This window comes from Tenacibaculum sp. HL-MS23 (genome assembly GCF_032463465.1).
Classification (GTDB): Bacteria; Bacteroidota; Bacteroidia; order Flavobacteriales; family Flavobacteriaceae; genus Polaribacter; species Polaribacter bernardetii.
The window spans coordinates 1,400,610-1,424,785 of the sequence record NZ_CP135989.1; the positions used below are offsets into that span (position 1 = coordinate 1,400,610).

22 protein-coding genes are annotated in these 24,176 nt (G+C 32.1%); 15 read left to right on the forward strand and 7 right to left on the reverse strand.

Annotated elements, in window-relative coordinates; translation table 11 throughout:
* Positions 1-17 precede the first annotated feature (17 nt).
* The 3 genes from RRF68_RS06485 (at position 18) to RRF68_RS06495 (ending at position 1,998) form a co-directional block, all read left to right on the forward strand.
* Positions 18-467, forward strand: coding sequence for an FKBP-type peptidyl-prolyl cis-trans isomerase (locus RRF68_RS06485; RefSeq protein ID WP_315943849.1), 450 nt, complete (start codon positions 18-20; stop codon positions 465-467).
* A 386-nt stretch (positions 468-853) separates the two neighbouring features.
* Complete coding sequence (locus tag RRF68_RS06490) at positions 854-1,393, forward strand: sigma-70 family RNA polymerase sigma factor (protein WP_275316467.1); 540 nt, start codon at positions 854-856, stop codon at positions 1,391-1,393.
* Between the two features lie 95 nt (positions 1,394-1,488).
* Complete coding sequence (locus RRF68_RS06495; protein ID WP_218771325.1) at positions 1,489-1,998, forward strand: DUF3124 domain-containing protein; 510 nt, start codon at positions 1,489-1,491, stop codon at positions 1,996-1,998.
* Between the two features lie 101 nt (positions 1,999-2,099).
* Here the strand turns inward: RRF68_RS06495 and RRF68_RS06500 are convergent, their stop codons facing one another.
* The gene (locus RRF68_RS06500; protein WP_218773498.1) at positions 2,100-4,067 is read right to left on the reverse strand and encodes a YgiQ family radical SAM protein; all 1,968 of its coding nucleotides are present in this window, start codon (positions 4,065-4,067) and stop codon (positions 2,100-2,102) included.
* Positions 4,068-4,251: 184 nt separating this feature from the next.
* Here RRF68_RS06500 and RRF68_RS06505 point away from each other — a divergent pair, with 184 nt between their 5' ends.
* From RRF68_RS06505 to RRF68_RS06520, 4 genes are all read left to right on the forward strand, one after another.
* Positions 4,252-6,759, forward strand: coding sequence for a zinc-dependent metalloprotease (locus RRF68_RS06505; protein ID WP_218771326.1), 2,508 nt, complete (start codon positions 4,252-4,254; stop codon positions 6,757-6,759).
* A 115-nt stretch (positions 6,760-6,874) separates the two neighbouring features.
* A complete protein-coding gene (locus RRF68_RS06510) occupies positions 6,875-8,800 on the forward strand; it encodes a CocE/NonD family hydrolase (protein ID WP_315943850.1) in 1,926 nt (641 codons plus the stop codon).
* 2 nt (positions 8,801-8,802) lie between these two features.
* Complete coding sequence (locus RRF68_RS06515; protein ID WP_315943851.1) at positions 8,803-10,251, forward strand: NAD(P)/FAD-dependent oxidoreductase; 1,449 nt, start codon at positions 8,803-8,805, stop codon at positions 10,249-10,251.
* A gap of 269 nt (positions 10,252-10,520) precedes the next feature.
* Complete coding sequence (locus tag RRF68_RS06520; protein WP_315943852.1) at positions 10,521-11,675, forward strand: DUF4062 domain-containing protein; 1,155 nt, start codon at positions 10,521-10,523, stop codon at positions 11,673-11,675.
* 109 nt (positions 11,676-11,784) lie between these two features.
* Here the strand turns inward: RRF68_RS06520 and aat are convergent, their stop codons facing one another.
* On the reverse strand, positions 11,785-12,408 hold the full coding sequence (gene aat, locus RRF68_RS06525; protein WP_315943853.1) for a leucyl/phenylalanyl-tRNA--protein transferase: 624 nt from the start codon (positions 12,406-12,408) through the stop codon (positions 11,785-11,787).
* 823 nt (positions 12,409-13,231) lie between these two features.
* On the opposite strand from aat, the gene RRF68_RS06530 reads away from it, so the two are divergent.
* The 3 genes from RRF68_RS06530 (at position 13,232) to RRF68_RS06540 (ending at position 15,758) form a co-directional block, all read left to right on the forward strand.
* On the forward strand, positions 13,232-14,788 hold the full coding sequence (locus RRF68_RS06530; RefSeq protein ID WP_218771331.1) for an NAD(P)/FAD-dependent oxidoreductase: 1,557 nt from the start codon (positions 13,232-13,234) through the stop codon (positions 14,786-14,788).
* A gap of 78 nt (positions 14,789-14,866) precedes the next feature.
* Complete coding sequence (locus tag RRF68_RS06535) at positions 14,867-15,496, forward strand: short-chain dehydrogenase (protein WP_315943854.1); 630 nt, start codon at positions 14,867-14,869, stop codon at positions 15,494-15,496.
* A 22-nt stretch (positions 15,497-15,518) separates the two neighbouring features.
* Entirely contained in the window at positions 15,519-15,758 is a 240-nt protein-coding gene (locus tag RRF68_RS06540; RefSeq protein WP_218771333.1) for a DUF1456 family protein, read from the forward strand.
* A gap of 219 nt (positions 15,759-15,977) precedes the next feature.
* Here RRF68_RS06540 and RRF68_RS06545 read toward each other — a convergent pair whose 3' ends face one another.
* Both RRF68_RS06545 and RRF68_RS06550 read right to left on the reverse strand, forming a co-directional pair.
* Positions 15,978-16,343 (reverse strand): DUF3127 domain-containing protein, encoded by a 366-nt coding sequence (locus RRF68_RS06545; protein WP_218771334.1) that lies wholly within the window; start codon positions 16,341-16,343, stop codon positions 15,978-15,980.
* An 8-nt stretch (positions 16,344-16,351) separates the two neighbouring features.
* The gene (locus RRF68_RS06550) at positions 16,352-17,212 is read right to left on the reverse strand and encodes a flavin reductase family protein (RefSeq protein ID WP_315943855.1); all 861 of its coding nucleotides are present in this window, start codon (positions 17,210-17,212) and stop codon (positions 16,352-16,354) included.
* A 76-nt stretch (positions 17,213-17,288) separates the two neighbouring features.
* On the opposite strand from RRF68_RS06550, the gene RRF68_RS06555 reads away from it, so the two are divergent.
* Positions 17,289-18,437: a HAMP domain-containing sensor histidine kinase gene (locus RRF68_RS06555; RefSeq protein ID WP_315943856.1), complete on the forward strand. Its 1,149-nt coding sequence runs from the start codon at positions 17,289-17,291 to the stop codon at positions 18,435-18,437.
* A 77-nt stretch (positions 18,438-18,514) separates the two neighbouring features.
* Here RRF68_RS06555 and RRF68_RS06560 read toward each other — a convergent pair whose 3' ends face one another.
* The 3 genes from RRF68_RS06560 to greA form a co-directional block, all read right to left on the reverse strand.
* Positions 18,515-18,715: a hypothetical protein gene (locus tag RRF68_RS06560; RefSeq protein WP_275316876.1), complete on the reverse strand. Its 201-nt coding sequence runs from the start codon at positions 18,713-18,715 to the stop codon at positions 18,515-18,517.
* Between the two features lies 1 nt (position 18,716).
* Positions 18,717-19,109 (reverse strand): HIT family protein, encoded by a 393-nt coding sequence (locus tag RRF68_RS06565; protein WP_315943857.1) that lies wholly within the window; start codon positions 19,107-19,109, stop codon positions 18,717-18,719.
* A gap of 138 nt (positions 19,110-19,247) precedes the next feature.
* A complete protein-coding gene (gene greA / locus RRF68_RS06570) occupies positions 19,248-19,721 on the reverse strand; it encodes a transcription elongation factor GreA (protein WP_218771339.1) in 474 nt (157 codons plus the stop codon).
* 109 nt (positions 19,722-19,830) lie between these two features.
* Between greA and RRF68_RS06575 the strand changes: the two genes are divergently transcribed.
* From RRF68_RS06575 to RRF68_RS06590, 4 genes are all read left to right on the forward strand, one after another.
* Positions 19,831-20,241 (forward strand): Rieske 2Fe-2S domain-containing protein, encoded by a 411-nt coding sequence (locus RRF68_RS06575; RefSeq protein ID WP_218771340.1) that lies wholly within the window; start codon positions 19,831-19,833, stop codon positions 20,239-20,241.
* A gap of 65 nt (positions 20,242-20,306) precedes the next feature.
* Complete coding sequence (locus RRF68_RS06580; RefSeq protein ID WP_315943858.1) at positions 20,307-21,464, forward strand: 5-(carboxyamino)imidazole ribonucleotide synthase; 1,158 nt, start codon at positions 20,307-20,309, stop codon at positions 21,462-21,464.
* A 91-nt stretch (positions 21,465-21,555) separates the two neighbouring features.
* A complete protein-coding gene (gene purE / locus RRF68_RS06585) occupies positions 21,556-22,035 on the forward strand; it encodes a 5-(carboxyamino)imidazole ribonucleotide mutase (protein WP_218771342.1) in 480 nt (159 codons plus the stop codon).
* Between the two features lie 77 nt (positions 22,036-22,112).
* Complete coding sequence (locus tag RRF68_RS06590) at positions 22,113-24,131, forward strand: M3 family metallopeptidase (RefSeq protein WP_315943859.1); 2,019 nt, start codon at positions 22,113-22,115, stop codon at positions 24,129-24,131.
* The last annotated feature ends 45 nt before the right edge of the window (positions 24,132-24,176 follow it).

Below are 24,176 nucleotides of genomic sequence, written 5' to 3' on the forward strand. Positions count from 1 at the left end.
ACTATAAAATCCCTTTTATGAAATCTTATTTTTATGCAACCTTAATTGCATTATTATTTATATCGTGTAGCGAAGATTCTATTGACTACGACACTAAAAACGAAGCTGATATTATTGAGTACATCGCTGACAACAATTTAGATGCTAAAAAAAGCAATTCCGGCTTATACTATGTTGTAAACAATGAAGGTTCTGGAACAAGACCCGTAAACAACTCTAACGTAACTGTTGCGTACAAAGGTTATTTTTTAAATGGTAAAACATTTGATGAAAGTGATAGCGCTGGTATTTCTTTTAACTTACAACAAGTTATTAAAGGATGGACAGAAGGAATCACTTATTTTAAAGAAGGTGGTAATGGTGTTTTACTAGTTCCTTCAAGATTAGGATACGGAAGCAATGGAAGGCCAGGAATACCTGGTGGATCTGTTTTAATATTCGACATCGAACTTATAAGTGTTGAATAACATTTATCATTCTTTTCATTAAGAGTTCATCTAATTTTAAATAAAAAAGACGCTTAAAACAACTACTTGTTTTAAGCGTCTTTTTAGCGTTTACATAAGATTATTTTTTCTTTAGAAAAAAATGGTAAATAAATGCATCTTTTTAAACATTTAAAAGTCTACTATATGAACATAAAACTTAAAAATCATGAAACATAAAAATCAATGTACTTGTAATTGCGACGGTTGCAAAACAGGTAACTGCTCTAATTGCACCTGCGAAAACTGCTCTTGCAACAACTGTAATTGTTAGTAATATATTTGTTAACTTTTGTTATTACAAAGCTTTAGTCTTTTCTATTTAAAATACCTTCAGCTTTGTAATAACATTTTTGTAAATTTATAGAATGACAACAAATCAAGTTTACATAAAATATGCTGATGACGTTAAATATTTTATCTTAAGTAAGGTAAAGGATGCAACGGTTACTGAAGATGTTTTACAAGACACTTTTATTAAAATACACACCAAACTTCATACGCTAAAAGACATTACTAAACTAAAGCCCTGGATATTTACCATTGCTAGAAACGCTATCATAGACTATTTTAAGAGTACGAATAAGATTTTTGAATTGGCTAATTCCGAAACTGAAACAAGCTTAGAAACAACCTCGCATACCGAAAAAGATTGTTTACTTGGCATCTTAGAAAGATTACCAAAAAAATATAGAAATCCGTTATTCTTATCAGACATTAAAGGCTTAAAACAACAAGATGTTGCTGATACCTTAAAACAGAGTTTACCTACAACTAAATCACAAATTCAACGTGCTCGTAAACTAATAGCACAAGGTTTTATGGATTGCTGTGGATTTGTTTTAAACGAAAACGGCAAGTTAGTTGGTGAAATACAAGACAAAGATGATTGTAAAGTTTGCGGATAGGAAATTGCGCTATTTTTAACTCTTTTTTTAATAACTTTACTACTAATTTAGCAAATACTGCTCCTCTTGTTAACAATCAATAATACCGCATCAAAATGAAAAAATACATTCTACTTTTATTCATAAGTTTTTTAATTTTTAGTTGTAATGAAAAAAAAGCAATCAGTTCTGTAAACCCAGAGAATTGGTCGAAAAGATATGTAGATATAAGTACCAAAGACTCTCTTGAATACGGAAAATCATACCTATCTATTTATTCACAAATTTATAGTAGTTCAGAACACAAAACACATAATTTAACAGCAATGATAAGTATGAGAAATACCAGTGATACTGATACTATATACTTGTTAAAGTCAGAATATTTTGATACCCACGGTAAATCTATTCGCACCTATTTTGATAAACCAATTTATTTGAGCCCGATGGAAACTACCGAAATAATAATTGATGAGATAGATGTTGAAGGAGGAACAGGATCTAACTTTATAATCGAATGGAAAATTCCAAAAAACTGTCCTGAACCTTTGTTTGAAGGCGTAATGAACTCAACCATGGGACAACAAGGTTTATCTTTCACAACACAATCAAAAAGAATAAAATAAGTCAATAACGATACTGCTAAAAGGTGTCAATAGCTTATTTATTAAACAAAAAAACTTAGTGCTTTTACACACTAAGTTTTATCTAAATATCTTTATTAAGCTTATTTTCTTCTTTTCTTAGAACCACTCTTAGCCTTAGGCGCTCTATAGTTTTTACTTTTACGCTGATTAAAAGGAACAGCGTCATCAAAAGTATTTTTTGTTTCTTTTGCTGATTTATTTTTCTTCCAAGAATTGTTTTCAGGTAATAAAACTTTCAATAAATCTTGTCTTCCTACTTTGTTAAGTGTGTTACGAATCCAATCTTTATTTTCTTTCTTATACCAGAAGAAAAACTTGTGCTGATCTTCTTTTTCTTTAGCTGTTTTAGGTGTTTTCGTTGGCTTTAAAGTGTACGGATGAAAACCACTATAGTAAATTACCGTTGCAACAGTCATTGGCGTTGGCGTAAAACCTTGTACCTGCTCTAACTGAAATCCCATCTCTTTTGTTTCGGCAGCTAAATTTGCCATATCCTCTTTTTCACAAGCAGGATGATTAGATATAAAGTAAGGTATTAACTGTAATTTTAATTTTTTCTTTATATTAATACGATCAAAACGCTCTTTAAACATGTGAAAATATTTAAATGACGGTTTACGCATCAATTTTAAAACAGGGTCAGATGTGTGTTCTGGCGCTACTTTTAATCGTCCAGAAATATGCTTTGTCATCACCTCTTCGGTGTAGGCATCTAACTCTTTCGGATCTGCATTTTTATTAAATTCAGGCACTAACATATCGTGTCGAATTCCACTTCCAATAAACGATTTTTTTATCTTCGGATGCTTATCAACGGCTTGATATAATTCTGTTAATGGCTTGTGAGATGTATCTAAATTACTACATATTACTGGCGATATACAAGAAGGTGCAACACATTTATCACAGATAGATTGTATTTTACCTTTCATCTTATACATATTGGCAGATGGCCCACCAATATCAGATAAATAACCTTTAAAGTCATCCATTTCAGCAACCTTGTCAACTTCTCTTAAAACAGATTCTTGACTACGACTTGCTATAAATTTTCCTTGGTGTGCAGAAATAGTACAAAAACTACACCCTCCAAAACATCCACGGTGAATGTTAATAGAAAATTTTATCATTTCAAAAGCCGGAATTGGCCCTCTTTTATTATATTTTGGGTGCGGCAAACGTGTAAAAGGTAAATCGAAAGATCCATCTATTTCCTTTTCAGTCATTGTAGGGTAAGGCGGATTTATCATCAACCTCTTATCTCCTACTTTCTGAAAAATACGACGTGCCTTTAATTTATTAGACTCCTGCTCTATTACTTTAAAGTTAGATGCAAATGTTTTTTTATCCTTTAAACAAGCCTCGTGAGAATTAATCTCTATATCTTCCCAGTTTTTATTTTTAGGAATATCCTCTCCTTTATCAACAAAAACAGCTGTTTGTTTAATCGTTTTTAAGCTCGAAAACGGAACACCTTTTTGTAATAACTCTACTATTTCACGTAAAGGTTGTTCTCCCATTCCGTAAACCAACATATCTGCTTTAGAAGTTTCTAAAATAGTTGGCAACAATTTATCTGACCAATAATCGTAATGTGTTACTCTTCTTAAAGAAGCTTCAATACCTCCAATTAATACAGGTGTATCAGGAAATTTATCTTTTAATATTTTCGAGTATACTGAAGTTGCATAATCAGGTCTAAATCCTTTATCTCCGTTTGGTGTATACGCATCTTTATCTCTACGACGTTTACTTGCCGTATAATTACTCACCATCGGATCCATACATCCTCCTGTTACTCCAAAAAATAATCTTGGTTTCCCTAACTTCTCAAAATCCTGTAAATTATCGTTTACACTAGGCTGTGGCACAATTGCAACACGCAACCCGTAACTTTCTAGTATACGCCCAATTACTGCAGGACCAAATGATGGATGATCTACATATGCATCTCCACTAAAAAGAATTACATCTAATTCTTCCCATCCTCTTAACTTAACCTCCTTATTTGTAGTCGGTAACCAATCTGAAACTCGTCTTATTCCCATGCGCTGCAAAGGTACAAGGTTTTTAGGAATAAAGTCCTCACTTTTAAACAAGTAATAACGTTTCGTTTTATTCATTTTTTTCAATCTTATATCTAAAAAAAACACTTATTCTTTAACATTTAATTAAGAATAACAATAATTTGATTTAATTAATTTCGGATTTCATAATTCAAGCATAATAAAAATGACACAAAAACTACTTTCAAAAATATTGATTGTAATCTTTTTCTTAGGTTTTACTGTAAATTCAGAAGCTCAAAGAAAGAAAAAGAAGAAGAAAAACGACAAAAAAACTTCAACGGCAAAACCTAAAAGCAAACCAGATAAAAATGCCATAAAACCTTATAGCAAGGTTGTTACAAAAAAACATAAAACTGACGAAGGTTTATTTAAAGTTCACTCAAAAGACAGCAATTATTTATTTGAAATTCCAGATTCTCTTTTAAATAGAGAAATGTTAATGGTTACCAGGATTGCTAAAACCGCAAGCGGAATTGGTTTTGGTGGAGGTAAGCAAAACACACAAGTTTTACGTTGGGAGAAGAAGCAAAAAAAAATATTATTACGCGTAGTTTCTCATAATGTTGTCGCCGATTCTATCTTACCAATTCATGAAGCAGTTACAAACTCTAACTTCGAGCCTATTTTATATGCTTTCCCTATAAAAGCATTTAGCAAAGATTCTACTGCCACTGTTATTGATGCGACTCCTCTATTTTCTTCGGATGTTAAAGCAATCGGATTTCCTCAGTTTAGAAGAAAAGCTTACAAGATTACTAAAATGGATAAAGATCGTTCGTACATCGAACGTATGAGTAGTTACCCTCAAAACATTGAAGTTCGCCATGTAAAAACATATGTTGCAGGTAAAGCACCATCAAACTCAAGTGTTGGTGCCGTTTCTTTAGAGTTAAGTAATTCTATGATTTTACTTCCTAAAGTACCTATGAAGCGTCGTTATTTCGATGAACGTGTTGGTTGGTTTACAAGCTCACAAACAGATTATGGTTTAGATACTCAAAAAAGTAAATCTGTTACTTATTTAGACAGATGGCGTTTAGAAGTTAAAGATGAAGATTTAGCGAAGTTTAAAAGAGGTGAATTAGTAGAACCTAAAAAACAAATCGTTTATTATATTGATAGAGCTACGCCTAAAAAATGGAGTAAATACATAAAAGAAGGTATAGAAGATTGGCAAGTTGCCTTTGAAGCTGCAGGTTTTAAAAATGCAATTATTGCTAAGGATGCACCTACGAAAGAGGAAGATCCAGAATGGAGTCCTGAAGATGTTCGTTATTCTGTTGTTCGTTATTTAGCGTCTCCGATTCCGAATGCAAACGGACCACACGTTAGTGATCCTCGTTCGGGAGAAATTTTAGAATCTGATATTAACTGGTATCATAATGTAATGACGTTATTACATAACTGGTATTTTATTCAAACTGCAGCCATTAATCCTGAAGCTAGAAAAAACAAGTTTAAAGATGAAATTATGGGGCGTTTAATACGTTTTGTATCTTCTCACGAAGTTGGTCATACTTTAGGTTTACCTCACAACATGGGTAGTTCTGCTGCTTACCCAGTAGACTCTTTACGTTCTGCTAGTTTTACTAAAAAATTTAGTACTGCTCCGTCTATTATGGATTATGCTCGTTTTAACTACGTTGCACAACCAGAAGATAAAGGTGTTGCTTTAATGCCAAACATCGGGCCTTATGATAAGTATGCAATGAGCTGGGGTTACCGTCCTATTTTAAATACAACTGCTAAGGATGAAAAAGAAATCTTAAATAAATGGATTACCGACAAAAAAGGAGATCCTATTTATAGATTCGGTCATCAACAATCAAGAAATACTATCGATCCTAGTTCACAAACTGAAGATTTAGGTGATGATGCTATGAAAGCAAGTGCGTACGGTATTAAAAACTTACAGCGTATTTTACCTAGGTTAGAAGAATGGACTACCGAAAACGGTGAAGACTATCAAGAGTTAAAAACAATGTATGGTCAATTAGTTGGTCAGTTTAACAGATATATGGGACATGTAAGTTCTAATATTGGTGGAGTTTACGAAAACTTTAAAACTGCCGATCAAGAAGGCGCTGTTTATACGCATACACCAAAAGAACATCAAAAAAGAGCGTTAACTTTTGTGAACAACGAATTGTTTAAAACGCCTACTTGGTTAATCGATCAAAACATTATTTCTAAAACACAATATTCTGGTTCTGTAGATGAAATTAGAAGTTTACAAGTACGTACTTTAAATAAAATTTTAAAGACCGGTCGTTTAACTCGTTTAATTGAAAATGAAATTTTAAACGGTAATAAAGCTTATAGTATTGTAAATATGATGAGTGATCTTAGAAAAGGTGTTTGGTCTGAATTATACAGTAACAAAACAATTGATGGTTACAGAAGAAATTTACAAAGAGCTCATTTAGATCGTTTAGACTTTTTATTAAACAAAGCTAAAAATCAAAATGGTGTAAGAAGAAACGGTGGATATTTTAAACAAACTGCTGTAAATATTAGTCAGTCTGATATTAAAGCAGTCGTTAGAGGCGAATTAAAAAGAATCCAAAAAGATATTAAAAGAAGTATTCCTAACGCTCGTAACACAATTACACGTTACCACTTACAGGATGCTGCTGACAGGGTTAATACTATTTTAAATCCTAATAAATAGTAGGTATTACCCCCCGACTTTTATTAAAACATCAGTAATATGTATTACTGGTGTTTTTTTATTCTTAAAAAAAGAATCGCTATTTTTATAACTCTTTATTAATCAACAAAACCGTATGAAACACTTTTTAAAACTTGCTTTTTTACTACTTTTTATAGTAAGCTGTACTAAAAAAGATTTAAAACAAACAACTGCTCAAACTCCTAAAGACACTTATGTTAAGGATAATTTCACAAAAAAAGAAGTAACCATTAGCATGCGAGATGGTGTTAAATTACATACTACTATTTACACCCCTAAAGACACGAGTAAAACCTACCCTATTTTAATGCAAAGAACACCTTACAGTTCTAGGCCTTATGGAGACGGTAAATTTAAAACCAAAATTGGTCCGAATAGTATTTTAATGAAAGAAGGAAACATTGTGGTATATCAAGATGTTCGTGGTCGTTGGATGAGCGAAGGCGTGTATGATAATATGCGTGCTTATATTCCTAACAAAACACCTAAACAAGCCGATGAAACTACCGATACCTATGATACAATTGATTGGTTAGTAAAAAACGTTGCTAACAATAACGGAAAAGTTGGTACATGGGGAATTTCATATCCTGGGCACTACGCTACCGTTTCTGCGATTGATGCACATCCGGCTTTAAAAGCAGCCTCACCACAAGCTTGTATTGGCGATTTCTTTTTTGATGATTTTCACCACAACGGTGCTTTTTTATTAAGTTATTTCAGAGCTGTTTCGTTATTCGGAACTTACAAAGATCAACCAACGGATTCTGCTTGGTATTCTTTTCCTAAAATGGATACGCAAGATCAATATCAATTTTTCTTAGATAAAGGACCTTTAAAAAACCTCAACGAATATTTTCAATACGATAAATTAGATGTTGCTAAATCTGAAAATAAAGAACGTATTGATGATTTTTTCTGGAAAGAAATTGTAGAGCATCCAAATTATGATGAAACTTGGCAAAGCAAAGGAATTATTCAACATTTAGATAAAGTTCCATCTACAGTAGCAACTATGATTGTTGGTGGAGAATTTGATGCGGAAGATTTATACGGCCCTTTAGAAACCTATAAAAATATAGAAAAAAATCAGCCTAATAATTACAATACGTTAGTATTTGGACCATGGGATCATGGTGGATGGGCACGAAATAAAGTAGCCAATAAAGTGGGTAATTATTATTTTGGGGATTCAATTTCTTTAAAGTTTCAAAAGAATATCGAAACTAAATTTTTTAATCATTTCTTAAAAGGTGACGGTTCTAAAAATAGCGGCTTACCTGAAGCATACGTTTTTGATAGCGGTAAAAAAGAATGGAAATCATACGATATTTGGCCTCCAAAAGAAGCAAAAAAACAATCATTTTTCTTATCACAAAATCAAGAATTAACAGCTTCAAAGAAAGACAATTCTAAAGTTGATTTCATCAGTGATATTAAACGCCCTGTTCCGTATTCTGAAGATATTAAAACCGTATTCACACCAAGAAAATACATGACCGATGATCAGCGTTTTGCTGCACGTAGACCAGATGTTTTAGTTTATGAAACTGATGTTTTAACAGATGATTTTACGTTAGCTGGTGATATTTTAGCAAAATTAAAAGTAGCAACAACAGGTTCTGCTGCCGATTGGATTGTTAAAGTTATTGATGTGCATCCTGCGGATTTAAAAAATGACAACAAAGAAATGCAATCGCACTTAAAACTAAGCAATTACCATATGATGGTTCGTAGCGAAGTTTTACGTGGGCGTTTTAGAAATAGTTTTTCGAATCCAGAACCGTTTACACCTAACAAAAAAACGGATGTAAATATTAAATTACAAGATGTATTTCACACCTTTAAAAAGGGACATAAATTACAAATTCAAGTACAAAGTACGTGGTTTCCTTTAATCGATTTAAATCCGCAAACCTATGTAGACAACATTTATAAGGCAGGTGAGAAGGATTTTAAAACACAAATACATTCTGTTTTTACCGATTCTAGCATTGAATTTACGGTCTTAAAAAATTAATTATGAATCAAAATTATACCGATGTACTAATCGTTGGAGCCGGATTATCAGGTATTGGAGCTGCTTGTCATTTATCAAGAAAAAACCCTAATAAGAGTTATAAAATTCTTGAAATGCGTGAAGAATTAGGTGGCACTTGGTCGTTATTTAAATACCCAGGAATTCGCTCTGATTCGGATATGTATACCTTCGGATATTCTTTTAAAACATGGGACGCTTCTAAATCATTTGCCGATGCACCCTCTATTTTAGAATACCTAAACGAAGCTGTTGATGAGTATAAAGTACGCGATAAAATAAGCTATAACGAAAAAGTTACATCGGTTAATTTTGATACAAAATCTGCTCTTTGGACAGTGATTACAGAGCATCAAAAAACAAAAGAAAAACACCAATATACTGCTAAGTTTTTATTTTCATGTAGCGGTTATTACAGCTATAAAAATGGCTACACACCCGATTTTGAAGGGGTGTCTAATTTTAAAGGAACGATTATTCATCCGCAGCAATGGCCAGAAAACTTAGAGTATACCAACAAAAAAGTAATTATTATTGGTAGCGGAGCAACAGCTGTAACCTTAGTGCCCGAAATGGCTAAAAAAACAGCACATGTTACCATGGTGCAGCGCTCGCCAACCTATATTGGTGCGCTACCTAATAAAGACAAAGTTGCTGGCTTTCTAAAAAAAGCACTGCCTAAAAAAACAGCTCATAAAGTAATCCGTTTTAAAAACATTCTTTTTTCGATTGCTTTTTACAACACCTCTAAAAAGTTTCCGAATTTTATGAGAAACTTTATCATTAAAGGGGCAAAAAAGCAGTTAAAAGGTTTTCCTGTCGAGCCACATTTTACTCCGAACTACAATCCGTGGGATCAACGTTTTTGTGTGGCGCCTGATGGCGATTTATTTAAAGCCATAAGAGAGAAAAAAGCATCTGTTGAAACCGATCATATTGATTGTTTTACCGAAAACGGATTGCGTTTAAAATCAGGAAAAGAACTTGAAGCTGATATTATTATTACCGCTACAGGTTTGCAATTAGTTGCTTTTGGTGATGCTAAAATTAGCGTTGAAAACATTCCTTTTAATCCTTCGGATAAATTAACTTACAAAGGCTTGATGTTAAATGACCTGCCTAACTTTATCTTTTTTGCGGGTTACACCAATGCTTCTTGGACATTAAAAAGCGATTTAACAAGCGAATACGCAAGCCGACTTATTAATTTAATGGATAAAAAAGGACATAAAGTTGTGGTACCTAAAGTTAGTGACATGAATATGGAAACTGTACCGCTTATTAATTTAAACTCGGGTTACATACATCGTTCAACAGCTAACTTACCAAAACAAGGAAGCAAATTCCCTTGGAAATTATATCAAAATTGGATTTACGATTATTTCACATTACGTATAAAATCGGTAAAAGATGATACTTTAAAGTTCAATTAATAGCTGTTTTTAAATTGGCATAAATAATACTTTTCTACTAAACCTCGTAATTAAAATTACGAGGTTTATTTTATACAATTACGTCAACCTGAACTTGTTTCAGGTTCGCATCAAAACACCGTAATATTGGATGTGATTCTGAAATAAATTTAGAATGACGCGTTGTTATTTAGCTTGATTTACCTTGTAAAAATGACTAAATTCGTTGTTGTGTGATATTCTGTGTTAAAACTATGGATATTTTAATTATTAAGCTCTAATTTGAAAAAATGCCATCAATAATAACAAGATATAAGGTTTTTTTAGCTTCACCAAGTGACGTTCAAGATGAAAGAGATTCAATCGATGAGGTTATAAATGAGTTAAATCTCACATTTGGAAAACAACAAGATATTCATCTAGAATTATTAAAATGGGAAACACATTCAGCGCCAGCAATAGCAATTAATCATCCTCAAGAAATAATAAATACTGATTTAGGAAAAGACTACGATTTATTTATTGGCCTAATTTGGAAAAAATTTGGAACACCAACTAACGAAGCAGATTCTGGAACAGAAGAAGAATTTTTAAATGCCTATAATAGATTTGCAAAAAATCCTAATTCTTTACAAATACTCTTTTATTTTAATAGTAAACCTGTATCTATGAATGATATGAACCCTGAACAACTATTAAAAATAAAAAATTTCAGAACTGATATTGGAAAAAACAAGAAAGTTCTATACTGGGAATATCAAGACACACAACAATTAAGTAAATTTTTAAGAATCCATATTCCTCAAAGAATATTAGAGTTAAGAAAGAACGAACAGAATAAAGCTCCTGCAATAGAGGTAAAAGAAGAATTAGAAGCTGATATTTTAAAAGAAGAATATGGACTTATTGACTATCAAGAAATGATAGAAGACAATATACGGGAATCGACAGAATCATTAACAAGAATTTCTGACGCTACAGAATGGATTGGAGAACAACTAAATAAAAAAACCGCAGAAATGAATACGATGACTGCAAATAGTAATAAACCTGGTCGAAAAACATTAAAAAATTATTTCATTCGGACTGCAAAAGTAATGGATAATTACGCTAACCGCATAGAACCCGAAATCCCTATATTTCAAGAATATTTTGAGAAAGGAATAGATGCATTATCTAATCTAATAAATATCTCTATAAATGACTTTAGTGTAGAACAAGAAGAAATTGAAGAAACTAACGACTTATTATCATCTCTTATAAATGGAATTACATTTTCAATTGAAAGTATGGACAGCTTTTTACAATCAGTAAAAGATTTACCGAGAATGTCAAAAGAATTAAATAAAGCTAAATCTAACGTAGGAATGAAATTAGAAGACTTACTTGATAATTTAAGAATTAGTCTTTCTATAGCAATTGAATTAAAGAAAAGTCTCTTTTAAGAAAAAATATGACTATCGCCATATAAATAGTTACTAATTCTTGCTTATTTACGAAAACCCTATCGAGCTATCTATACTTTCGTTCTTAAACATCGATAACAAACCTACCTCACAGCATCCTCAAAAAATCATTTCTATCAATTTCTCGCGCGCCTAAACTTTCTAGATGTTTGTTATGTACTTGACAATCTATGAGCTTGTAATCGCCATTTTTGGCTAAGTGAATAAAAGCAACTTTACTCATATTACTTGCTTTACTAAACATACTTTCGCCACAAAAAACACCGTTTCCGGTATCAACTCCGTATAAACCAGCTACGAGTTTATCATCAATCCAAACTTCAATAGATTTTGCGATTCCTTTTTCGTATAAATTAATATAAGCATCTTCCATATCGTCGGTAATCCAAGTTCCTAACTGGTCGTTTCTATCAATATGGCGACAATTAAAAATCACCTCTTTAAAAGCTCTATTTTCGGTAATTGTAAAACCTTCTTTTCGCAATACTTGGCGCATCGATTTAGAAACTTTTACTTCTTGCGGAAACAACACCATGCGTTCTGGTGGCGAATACCAAACAATAGGTTCGCCTTCATTAAACCATGGGAAAATTCCGTTTTTATACGCATGTATTAACCGTTTGGCAGATAAATCTCCACCAAATGCCAAAACACCATCTTCATTTGCGAATTCATAAGGCGGAAATACTATTTCTTCAGGTAACCAAATCATATATATAATTGTAAACTTTTATAAACCTTATCAATTCGAGTAAATTTCACGATTGAAATGAGTGAAATTTATATCGAGAATAAGAATCATACTTAAAAACTAGTTCTCAATACTATTTTATTCCGTTATCACTTTATAAAATCACTCGAACTGACAGTACTAAAAACTATCGTAATTAACTCATTATGCATTATAATGAATCGCTGTCAATTCGAGTGAATTTCACAATTAAAACAAGTGAAATTTGTATCGAGAATAATGATTTCACATAATAGTTCTCGATACTATTTTATACCGTTACACTTTATAAAATCACTCGAACTGACAGTACTAAAAACTATCGTAATTAACTCATTATGCATTATAATAAATAGCTGTCAATTCGAGTGAATTTCACGATTAAAATAAGTGAAATTTGTATCGAGAATAAGAATCATATTTAAAAACTAGTTCTCGATACTATTTTATACCGTTACACTTTATAAAATCACTCGAACTGACAGTACTAAAAACTATCGTAATTAACTCATTATGCATTATAATAAATAGCTGTCAATTCGAGTGAATTTCACGATTAAAATAAGTGAAATTTGTATCGAGAATAATGATTTCACATAATAGTTCTCGATACTATTTTATACCGTTACACTTTATAAAATCACTCGAACTGACATTCATAAAACATCATAATTAAGTTAATTATAACTGCAAAGATAGCATAGTTAATAACAGAATAACAGATAAAAAAACTGCTTTGATTTCATTTTTTATAATTCTTGCAGAAATAAAAACGTATCAATTCAATTTTGCATAATTTTGCACCATGGTAAAAGAACTTCAACTACGCGTTAATTTAATAGAAGAAAAGAAAGAAGACATCTTAAAAAAGAAAGCTTCTAGAAAATTAGACATCGCTATTACTAACATAACTACGGTAAAAGTATTACGTAAATCTATCGATGCGCGTAAAAAAGACGTGGTTTTTAATTATAAAGTAGCGGTTTATATTAACGAACCTTTACCTGATACTCCTGACTATATTTTTGATTATCAAGATGTATCTAACGCAAAAGAAGTTCATATTATCGGTTTCGGGCCAGCAGGAATGTATGCCGCATTGCGTTGCATAGAACTTGGTTACAAACCGATTGTTTTAGAGCGTGGTAAAAATGTACAAGATCGCCGTAGAGATTTACGTGCTATTAATCAGGAGCATTTTGTAAATGAAGATTCTAATTACTGTTTTGGAGAAGGTGGTGCCGGAACCTATTCTGACGGGAAATTATATACCCGTAGCTTAAAACGTGGCGATGTTCGTAAAATATTCGAAAACTTGGTACACCATGGTGCTGCTGAAGATATTTTAATTGATGCGCATCCGCATATCGGAACTAATAAATTGCCTAAAATTATTCAGAATATTCGTGAGAATATTATCAAATATGGTGGTGAAGTTCATTTTGATACCCGCGTTACCGATTTTGTTATTAAAAACAGCAAACTACAAGCTATACAATTGCAAAACGGAAATGAAATGACTGTGAATTCAGTAATTTTAGCAACTGGGCATTCAGCAAGAGATATTTACGAATTGCTTGATAGAAAAGATATTTTATTAAAAGCAAAATCATTTGCAATGGGAGTTCGTGTAGAACATCCACAAGAAATTATAGACCAAATTCAATATAGTTGCACAGGCCAAAGAGATGAGTTATTACCAGCTGCATCATACAGTTTAGTACATCAAGCAAATAACAGAGGTGTATATTCGTTTTGTATGTGCCCGGGCGGATTTATTGTGCCAGCTGCAACGGCAAACGGAGAGGTTGTTGTAAACGGAATGTCGCCTTCTCGTAGAAATAATAAATTTGCCAATTCAGGAATTGTTGTTGAAATTAATATCGATAAAGATTTATACAAATATGAAAAATTCGGAGCGCTTAAAGGTTTAGAATATCAGAAGGATTTAGAAAAATTAGCTTTTAACGCTGGTGGAAAAAGTCAGGTTGCCCCTGCCCAACGTTTAACTGATTTTGTAGAAGGTAAATTATCAGCTAGTTTAAATGAAACCTCTTATCAGCCAGGTTTAAACTCAGCACCAATGCATTCTTTATTGCCAAAGTTTATTGGTAGTAGATTGCGTAAAGGTTTTGATGCTTTTGGTAAAAAAATGCATGGTTATTATACTGCCGAAGCAAATATTATTGGAGTAGAATCTCGCACCTCATCTCCGGTTAATATCCCTAGAAAAGAAAGTTTAGAACACCCACAAATAGAGGGTTTATTTCCTTGTGGAGAAGGTGGTGGTTATGCAGGCGGAATTATATCTGCAGCAATGGATGGTGAGCGTTGTGCTGAAGCTGCTACTGCTAACTTATAATTAACGATATTTCTTTGATTTATTTCCAATTACCTTGTATTTTTGCATTCTCTAAAAGAGTCCCAGAGAAACAAGGAAATGAAAGTTAAGAAAAGAAGAAATAAAAAGAATGTAAAGCCACACGTTAAGCGGTTACACAACTACTACCAACGTACCGGTTTTTACATGTTTATTTGGGAAAGTTTAAAAAAAGCTTTTTGGCCAATATTAGCTGCAGTAGTAGGTATATTTTTATTTAATAAATATGTTTACAATATTAATGACGGTTTACAAACAGTTACCGAAACTTTTTCTAGACTAGGTGTATTAACTACTTTTTTCATTTCTGAAACAATACTGGGTTTAATTCCGCCTGAGATTTTTATCGCTTGGTCTAAAAAAACAGCAGATCCTGTTTTAAACTTATCGCTATTAGCAACCTTATCTTATTTTGGTGGATTAACTGCTTATTTTATAGGTAGAGCTTCCTTAAAAATTGCTTCTGTAAAACTTTATTTAGAAGTTAAAATGGCTAAAAACCTTAAAAACACCAGTAAATGGGGAGGTTTTTTAATTTTAGTTGGTGCCTTATTACCATTACCTTTTGCGATTAGTTGTTTAACAGCTGGTATGATTAAATATCCGTTTAAAAACGTAGTACTATTTGGACTATTTCGTTTTTTACGTTTTGCCATTTACGCTTGGGCTATTTTTAAAATGGTTAACTAAAACAATAAAATATATTATTACTATGGGATTAACGAACAACGATATTTTTAAAAAATTAAGAGTAGCTCACAAATTTCGTGATACTGATATTATTGAAATCTGTGCTTTGGTTGACTTTAAAGTTTCTAAAGGTGAGTTAGGTGCTTTTTTCAGAAATGAAGAGCATCCTAAATATATGGAGTGTGGCGATCAAATTCTTAGAAACTTTTTAAACGGATTAGTAATTCACTTAAGAGGACCAATGCCTAAAAAGGAAAAATAAAAACGATACAATACAACATAATAAAAGCCTTCTGAGAACAATATCAGAAGGCTTTTTTCCCTTAATACATCTTTAGTCTCTAGCTAATAAATGATAGTACAAATATATTTTAATCTGGTAGAGCTACAAAAGGGATATCCTCATTTAAAAGAGTGGATTTCCGTAAAACGTAAAAAGAGAGCCGGTGGCTCTCTTTTTTGTATATATAATCCTTTTATATTAAAAAGGTAAATCGTCTGGTTCGTTAGCAGATAAATCTGGCGCTGGTTGAAACTGATCTACAGGTGGTGTATTTTGAGCAGAAGCTTGTGCTAAATTCTCAATTCTCCATCCTTGAATAGAATTAAAGTATTTTGCAACTCCTTCTGGATTAATCCACTCTCTACCTCTTAAATTAATAGATACTTTTACATCTTGACCAACAGCATAACTATTTAAAACATCACATTTATCCTGTACAAACTCAATCATAATCATTTGTGGATATTGCTCATCTGTAGTCACAACTAATTCACGTTTTCTAAATCCGCTAGCTCCAAATGTTTGTGTTTCGTTAATTAATTTAATCTTCCCTATAACTTCCATATTCTTATCTATTTAATTAAAAGCACTTTCCAAGCACTTTCTACATCATTACTCTTTAAATAATCTTGTGCAAATGTATGTTTTTTTTCAGTTGAAAGCGAAACATATTTTGGGTGTTCTTTCGCAAAGTTATTAACAGTTTCCTCATTTGGTAGCTGTTCTACATTACCTAACATCCCTAAATTATTACCTGTTAAAACAGTACTATTTCTTATTTCGCTTGGTATTTGATCTACACCAATTCCTAAAGTTGAAATTGGTTTTGGAATTTCAAAAAAACCGTCTCTTGCTCTAGAATAGTAGCTTCCTCCTGCCCTAGCAACTAAATCTATTTTATGTTGATCTATGCTTCCGTCTTCCGCTAAAACATTTTCGTTAATATGTAATTTAACCACTTCGCAAACTATTAAATTCCCTGCGCCTCCTTCGGTTCCTGTATAAATAATATCGGTTACTTTACATTCAAATTGTACTGGCGATTCTGCAACTCTAAAAGGCTTTACTTCATCAGAAGGTAACATTGTAAACCCCGCTTTTTCAAACTCATTTACACCCTTCGGATACATCGTACTACTTAACGACATTTGTTGTACAATATCGTAATTCACCACATTAATAACCACTTCTCTTGTTTCTTCAGCATTATCTAACGTATGTTTTGTTTTATTACCTCTTACACTTCGTGCTGGAGAAAAAATTAACATTGGTGGATTGGCTCCGAAAACATTAAAAAAACTAAACGGTGATAAATTCGGATTTCCTTCTTCATCAATAGTACTTGCAAAAGCAATAGGTCTTGGTGCTATAGCGCCTAATAAATAACTATGTAATTTACCTACAGGTAATTCTTTAGGATCGAGTGATAACATATATATTCTTTTTAGATGTAAATATACTACCGTTTTACAAATTAAGTTATTGTATAGAAAAGTTTATATTTGACTAATGACATTTTTTAAGAATACTTATTGGATAAAACGCCTTACTGTTTTAGTATCTATATTAATCGTTTCGTTTATTTTATGGAATACCTATGTTTTTTTTCAGAAATTTAAGGAAGAAGAACGTGGTAAAATAGAAATATTTGCAGTCGCCTTTAAAGAGCTAGCTTCTAATCCTGATTTAAACGAAAACACAAACTTAATTAATAAGGTTTATGAAACTATAGAAAACATTCCTACGATTCTTGTAAATAAAGACGGAACAATTGATTTATATAGAAATTTAGACATTGTTAAGTCTAAAAAACCTAAATACCTTCAAGAACAATTAGCCCTAATGAAAGATCAGAACGAGCCTATTGTTATTGAGTATTTCGGAATTACACAATATCTCTATTATCGAAATTCCGATTTATTATACAAGCTTAAATATTATCCATTAGCATTACTTTTAATACTAGGTCTTTTTTTAACCATTGTTTATATGGTGTATAAATCGAGTAAAGTTGCCGAACAAAATAAACTTTGGACCGGTATGGCCAAGGAAACTGCACATCAAATTGGCACACCGTTATCTTCTTTATTAGGTTGGATTGCTATTTTAAGATCTGAAGATGTAAACGAAGAATATATTGTTGAAATTGAAAAAGATGTTGATCGCTTAAGTACTATTGCCAATCGGTTTTCTAAAATTGGCTCTCTTCCTAAATTAAAGAAATACAATATTGTTTCAGAAACACAAGCAGCATTTAATTACTTAAAATCTAGAAGCTCTAAACAAATTAATTTTTCTTTTTCTTCGGATAAAGAAATACTTTCAACCTTCTTAAATATCGAGTTATATGGTTGGGTAATTGAAAATTTAATTAAAAATGCTATTGATGCAATGCGAGGAAAGGGAAATATTTCTCTTGAAATTAAAGAAACCTCTAAGTTTATTAAAATTGTAGTTACCGATTCTGGTAAAGGAATTGCAAAATCACAATTCAAGCAAATATTTAAACCAGGCTTTACCACAAAAAAACGTGGTTGGGGCTTAGGCTTATCGCTCTCTAAACGTATTATTGAAGATTACCATAACGGGAAAATACATGTTTTAAAATCTGAAATAAATAAAGGAACTGCTTTCGAAATTCAGTTAGATAAAGTTTAAAATAATTACTACCACTTTATATCGACTTGTTTTTCATCAAACTAAACTTATTTCAGAATAACTCGCTAGTATTAAATTTAGTTTTCTTTCTTTTCTTTTAAGTTTTTTCGTTGGGTCCAACCAAAAATTAAGCCTGCTATCAACCAAAAAGGAATGCCTATTAATACATCTTTTAAAGTAACTTTTTCATTATCAAAATAAGGCCAAACAAATGTCATTATAACAAACATCCATAAAGCCCAAGCCAAGCCTATTTTCTGCCATTTTTGAAATTTCATATTAACTGAAATTATTAAAAATGTTTTTTGCTATGGTAACAAACTCGTCATTTGTTAATTTTTCTTTTTCTACAAACTGAATATCAGCCATTGTGTTTAACGGAATTAAATGCACATGTACATGCGGCACTTCTAACCCGATCACACTCATCCCAACACGTTTACAAGGAATTGTTTTTTCTATCGCTTTTGCTACGCGATAAGAAAAAGACATCAGCCCGTTATATTCTTCTTTCGACAAATCGAAAATCTTATTTTCTTCTCTTTTAGGAACTACCAAAGTGTGTCCTTTTGCATTCGGATTCACATCTAAAAAAGCGATAAAATTTTCGTCTTCTGCGATTTTATATGAAGGGATTTCTCCTAAAATTATTTTGGTAAAAATACTTGCCATAACTTTTGTTTTAATGTTTTCTAGAACACAACCGATGATTAAATTAAATCTCGACTGCACTCAACCTAACAATATAAAGTAAAAATAAAAAAAGCGTTGCAAACGCAACGCTTTTATCAATAAATATTTTTATAGAGATTATCTAGATATCTCTATGATTTCAAATTTCATAATTCCGTTAGGCACTTTAATCTCTGCAATATCACCTACTTTATTCCCTAATAATCCTTTTCCTATAGGTGAATTTACTGATAATTTTCCGTTTCTAATATCTGTCTCAGAATCTGCAACCAAAGTATAGGTAAACTCCATACCATTAGTCGTATTTTTTAATTTCACGATAGAGTGAATCAATATTTTAGATGTATCTAATTGACTTTCATCAATAATACGGGCATTCGCAACTACATTTTTAAGTTGCGCAATTTTAGTTTCTAATAACGATTGCTCTTCTTTTGCTGCATGGTACTCTGCATTCTCACTTAAATCTCCTTTATCTATAGCGTCACCAATTTCCTGAGAAACTCTTGGTCTTTCAGTATGCTCTAAATGTGATAATTCGTCTTTTAATTTTTTTAATCCTTCTGCAGTATAATATGATACTTCACTCATAATTTCTAAACTTTAAAAATCTCATTCCGATTAGGAATGAGATTGCTCTACAAATATACAAAATATTTGTAAATTCGTACCGTTACCTATATAACTCTATTTTAAAATAATGAAAAAAATACTTTACCTATTTATTATAACAATTACGTTGGGTTGTAGTGATAATACACCTGTTAATAATTGTTTTAGAGGAATAGATATGAATGCTATTGTCGATTTAACATTACCCGAGTTTCAAGGATTATTGGTTCCTAGTGGTAGTTCTCAAAACACAATTCAGGGTCGTAATGTTTTCCTTTTCAGAACAGGTATTAATGGTTATAAAGCTTTCGATCAGCAGTGTCCTGAAACTACTTGTAATTCTTTAATGACTTTTAACGGCGTGCAAATTACATGCCCTTGCGACGATAAACAATATAACTATTTAGCAGATGGCGCACCAATTGATAATGAAGGCTGTTCTGCCCTAATGTATCTTGTTACTAAAGTTAGCGCTTCGCAATTAAGAATATCTCGTTAATTGTATTTATACTATACTTTAGATTCTTATTTTTGCGATAACAACAACACACTAAAATATTTATCTTGAAAAATTATTTTTCTTCAGACTTTAAATTGGGCGTTCTCGGTGGCGGACAATTAGGTAGGATGTTACTTACCGAAACTCAAAAATTTGATATTTACACCTTAATTTTAGATAAGAATCCAGAGGCTCCTTGCGCACAAATATGCAATGAGTTCCATCAAGGAGATTTATTTGATTTTGATACCGTTTACAACTTCGGTAAAAAGGTAGATTTACTAACCATCGAAATAGAAAATGTAAATATTGATGCACTCGAAAAACTACAGGCCGAAGGCTTAACTATTTACCCGAAACCTGCTAATTTGAGGATAATTCAAAACAAAGCACGTCAAAAATTATTTTACAAAGATCATCAAATTCCTACTGCCGATTTTTCTCATTATGCTTTTCTAGAAGAGTTAAAACACTCATATGAAAACAATATTATTGAGTTTCCTTTTGTATGGAAATCTGCAAAATTTGGTTATGATGGTACCGGTGTAAAAGTAGTTCGTACTTATGAAGATTTACAATCATTACCAGAAGGAGAATGTATTGCTGAAAAACTAATTCCTTTTAAAAATGAATTGGCCGTTATTGTAGCCAGAAATTCTAATGGATCTGTAAGAACATACCCTGTTGTTGAAATGGAATTTCATCCAGAAGCAAATCAGGTTGAATATGTAATTTGCCCTGCAAGAATAGATTCTAAAGTAGCGGAAAAAGCAAGAGAAATAGCGTTAAAAGTAGCTAGTGATTTCGACTTCGTCGGATTGTTAGCTGTTGAAATGTTTCAAACTAATGATGATCAAATCATTGTTAACGAAGTAGCTCCAAGAACACATAACTCTGGACACTATTCAATTGAAACTAGTTATACAAACCAGTTCGAACAACATGTACGCAGTATTTTAAACCTTCCTTTAGGTAATACAGAAAGTAAAGTTGCCGGGATTATGGTAAACCTAGTAGGCGAAGAAGGTTATACAGGCGATGTCGTTTACGAAAACATGACAGAAATCTTAAAAATAGACGGAGTTACACCACACATTTACGGAAAGAAAACAACCAAACCTTTTCGAAAAATGGGGCACGTAACTATTGTTAATAAAGACATTAATGAGGCGCGAAAAATAGCGCAACAAGTAAAAGAAACAATTAGAGTAATTAGTAAATAATTACTCGTCAAGCTGAATTCATTTCAGCTTCTCACCCAAATTAATGAGATTCAGAAACAAATTTTAGAGTCTCATTTTAAAAACATAAATTATGGTAGGAATTATAATGGGAAGCGATTCAGATCTTCCAATCATGCAAGAAGCAATTGATATTTTAGAAGGTTTCGATATTCAAATAGAAGTAGATATTGTTTCTGCTCATAGAACACCAGAAAAATTAGTCGACTATTCTAAAAACGCACATACTCGTGGTGTAAAAGTAATTATTGCCGGCGCAGGTGGCGCTGCTCATTTACCAGGAATGGTAGCAAGCATGAGCCCTTTACCAATAATCGGAGTTCCTGTAAAAAGCAGAAATTCTATTGATGGCTGGGATTCTGTTTTATCAATATTACAAATGCCAGGCGGTGTTCCAGTAGCAACTGTTGCTTTAGATGGTGCAAAAAATGCAGGTATTTTAGCTGCTCAAATTATTGGTGCTTCTGATAAGTGTGTATTAGATAAAATCATTGCATACAAGGAAGGTTTAAAATTAAAAGTTGAACAAGCTTCAGAAAGAGTAAGAAAATAATCATTTGTCTCCTCGAGCGCAGTCGAGAGGTTCTATTTAGATCTCGACTGCGCTCGATCTGACACAAACATTAAAAAATGAATCCACTTTTACAAGACTTTAATACACCTCCTTTTTCTAAAATTGCAAATACAGATTATAAACCTGCCATTGAAGAAGGAATAAAAATAGCCAAAGCAGAAATTGATGCAATTGTAAATAATACTGAAGCTCCTACTTTTGATAATACCACAGTAGCTTTAGATTTTACAGGCGAAAAACTAAATAAAATCACCTCAATTTTCTTTAATTTAAACTCAGCAGAAACTAATGATGAAATTCAGAAAATAGCACAAGAAATTTCTCCTTGGCTGAGTGAATTCAGAAATGACATCACATTAAATGAAGCATTGTTTAATAGAGTAAAAACTGTTTTTGAGAATATACCTTCTTTAGAATTATCTCCTGAACAACATATGTTACTAGATAAACAGTACAAAAGTTTTGCTAGAAACGGAGCCAATTTAAACGAGACTGACAAGACTGAATTACGTAGTATTGATGCTGAACTATCAAAACTCTCATTAAAATTCGGAGAAAATGTATTGGCAGAAACCAATGCTTTTGAAATGCATTTAACTGATGAAAATGATTTATCTGGTTTACCAGAAAGTGTAAAAGAAGCGGCTAAGGAAATAGCAATATCAAAAGAGAAAGATGGATGGGTTTTCACTTTAGATTACCCAAGTTATATTCCGTTTATGACCTATGCAGACAATAGAGAACTGCGTAAAAAATTAGCAATTGCTGCTGGTAAAAAAGGATTTCAACAAAACGAATTCAATAACGAAGAAACGGTTTTAAACATTGTAAACCTTCGTCATAAAAGAGCCAATTTATTAGGTTACAAAACACACGCTCATTTTGTTTTAGAAGAACGAATGGCAGAAACACCTGAGAAAGTTTTATCTTTTTCTAACGATTTATTAGCAAAAGCAAAACCTGCCGCAAAACGTGAATTTGATAATTTAGCTACTTACGCTAAAAAATTGGATGGTATAGCGCAACTTCAAAAATGGGACGGTGCTTATTACGCAGAAAAATTAAAGAAAGAATTATTTTCTTTAGATCAAGAATTGCTAAAACCTTATTTTAAATTAGAAAATGTAATTGACGGTGTTTTTGAAATTGCAAATAGATTATTCGACTTACAGTTTGAAGAAATCACCTCAATAGACAAATACCACGAAGACGTAAAAACATATAATGTAACCGACACAAAAGGAAATTTCGTTTCACATTTTTATGCAGATTTTCATCCGAGACCAGGAAAAAGAAATGGTGCCTGGATGACTTCTTATAAGTCGCAACAAATTAAAAACGGAGTTAATGAGCGCCCTCAAGTTTCTATCGTTTGTAATTTCACAAAACCAACCGAAACAAAGCCTTCTTTATTAACTTTTAACGAGGTTACAACGCTATTTCATGAATTTGGTCATGCTTTACACGGCATGTTAGCAAACACAACGTATAACAGTTTATCTGGAACATCTGTTTCTTGGGATTTTGTAGAACTTCCTAGTCAGGTTTTAGAAAACTGGTGTTACGAAAAAGAAGCTTTAGAGTTGTTTGCAAAACATTATGAAACTGGAGAAACGATTCCGATGGAATATGTTGAAAAAATAAAAGAGTCAGCTAGTTTTCATGAAGGTATGCAAACGCTTCGTCAGTTAAGCTTTGGGTTATTAGATATGAGTTGGCATTCACAAAATCCATTAGAAATAAAATCTGTAAAAGATTTTGAAACCGCTGCGTTTTCTGAAACAAAACTATATCCTGATGTTGCTGAAAATTGTATGAGTACTGCTTTTTCTCATATTTTTCAAGGAGGATATTCTGCTGGATATTATTCTTATAAATGGGCAGAAGTTTTAGATGCTGATGCTTTTGAGTATTTCTTAGAAGAAGGAATCTTTAACAAAGAAGTTGCCGATAAATTTAAAAACAATGTACTTTCTAAAGGTGGAACCGAAAAACCAATGGAGTTATATAAACGCTTTAGAGGAAAAGAACCAAAACCAGATGCGCTTTTAAAACGTGCTGGACTTTTAGCATAAAATGTCACTTTGAGCGCTGTTTAACTAATTTTACAACTGTAACAT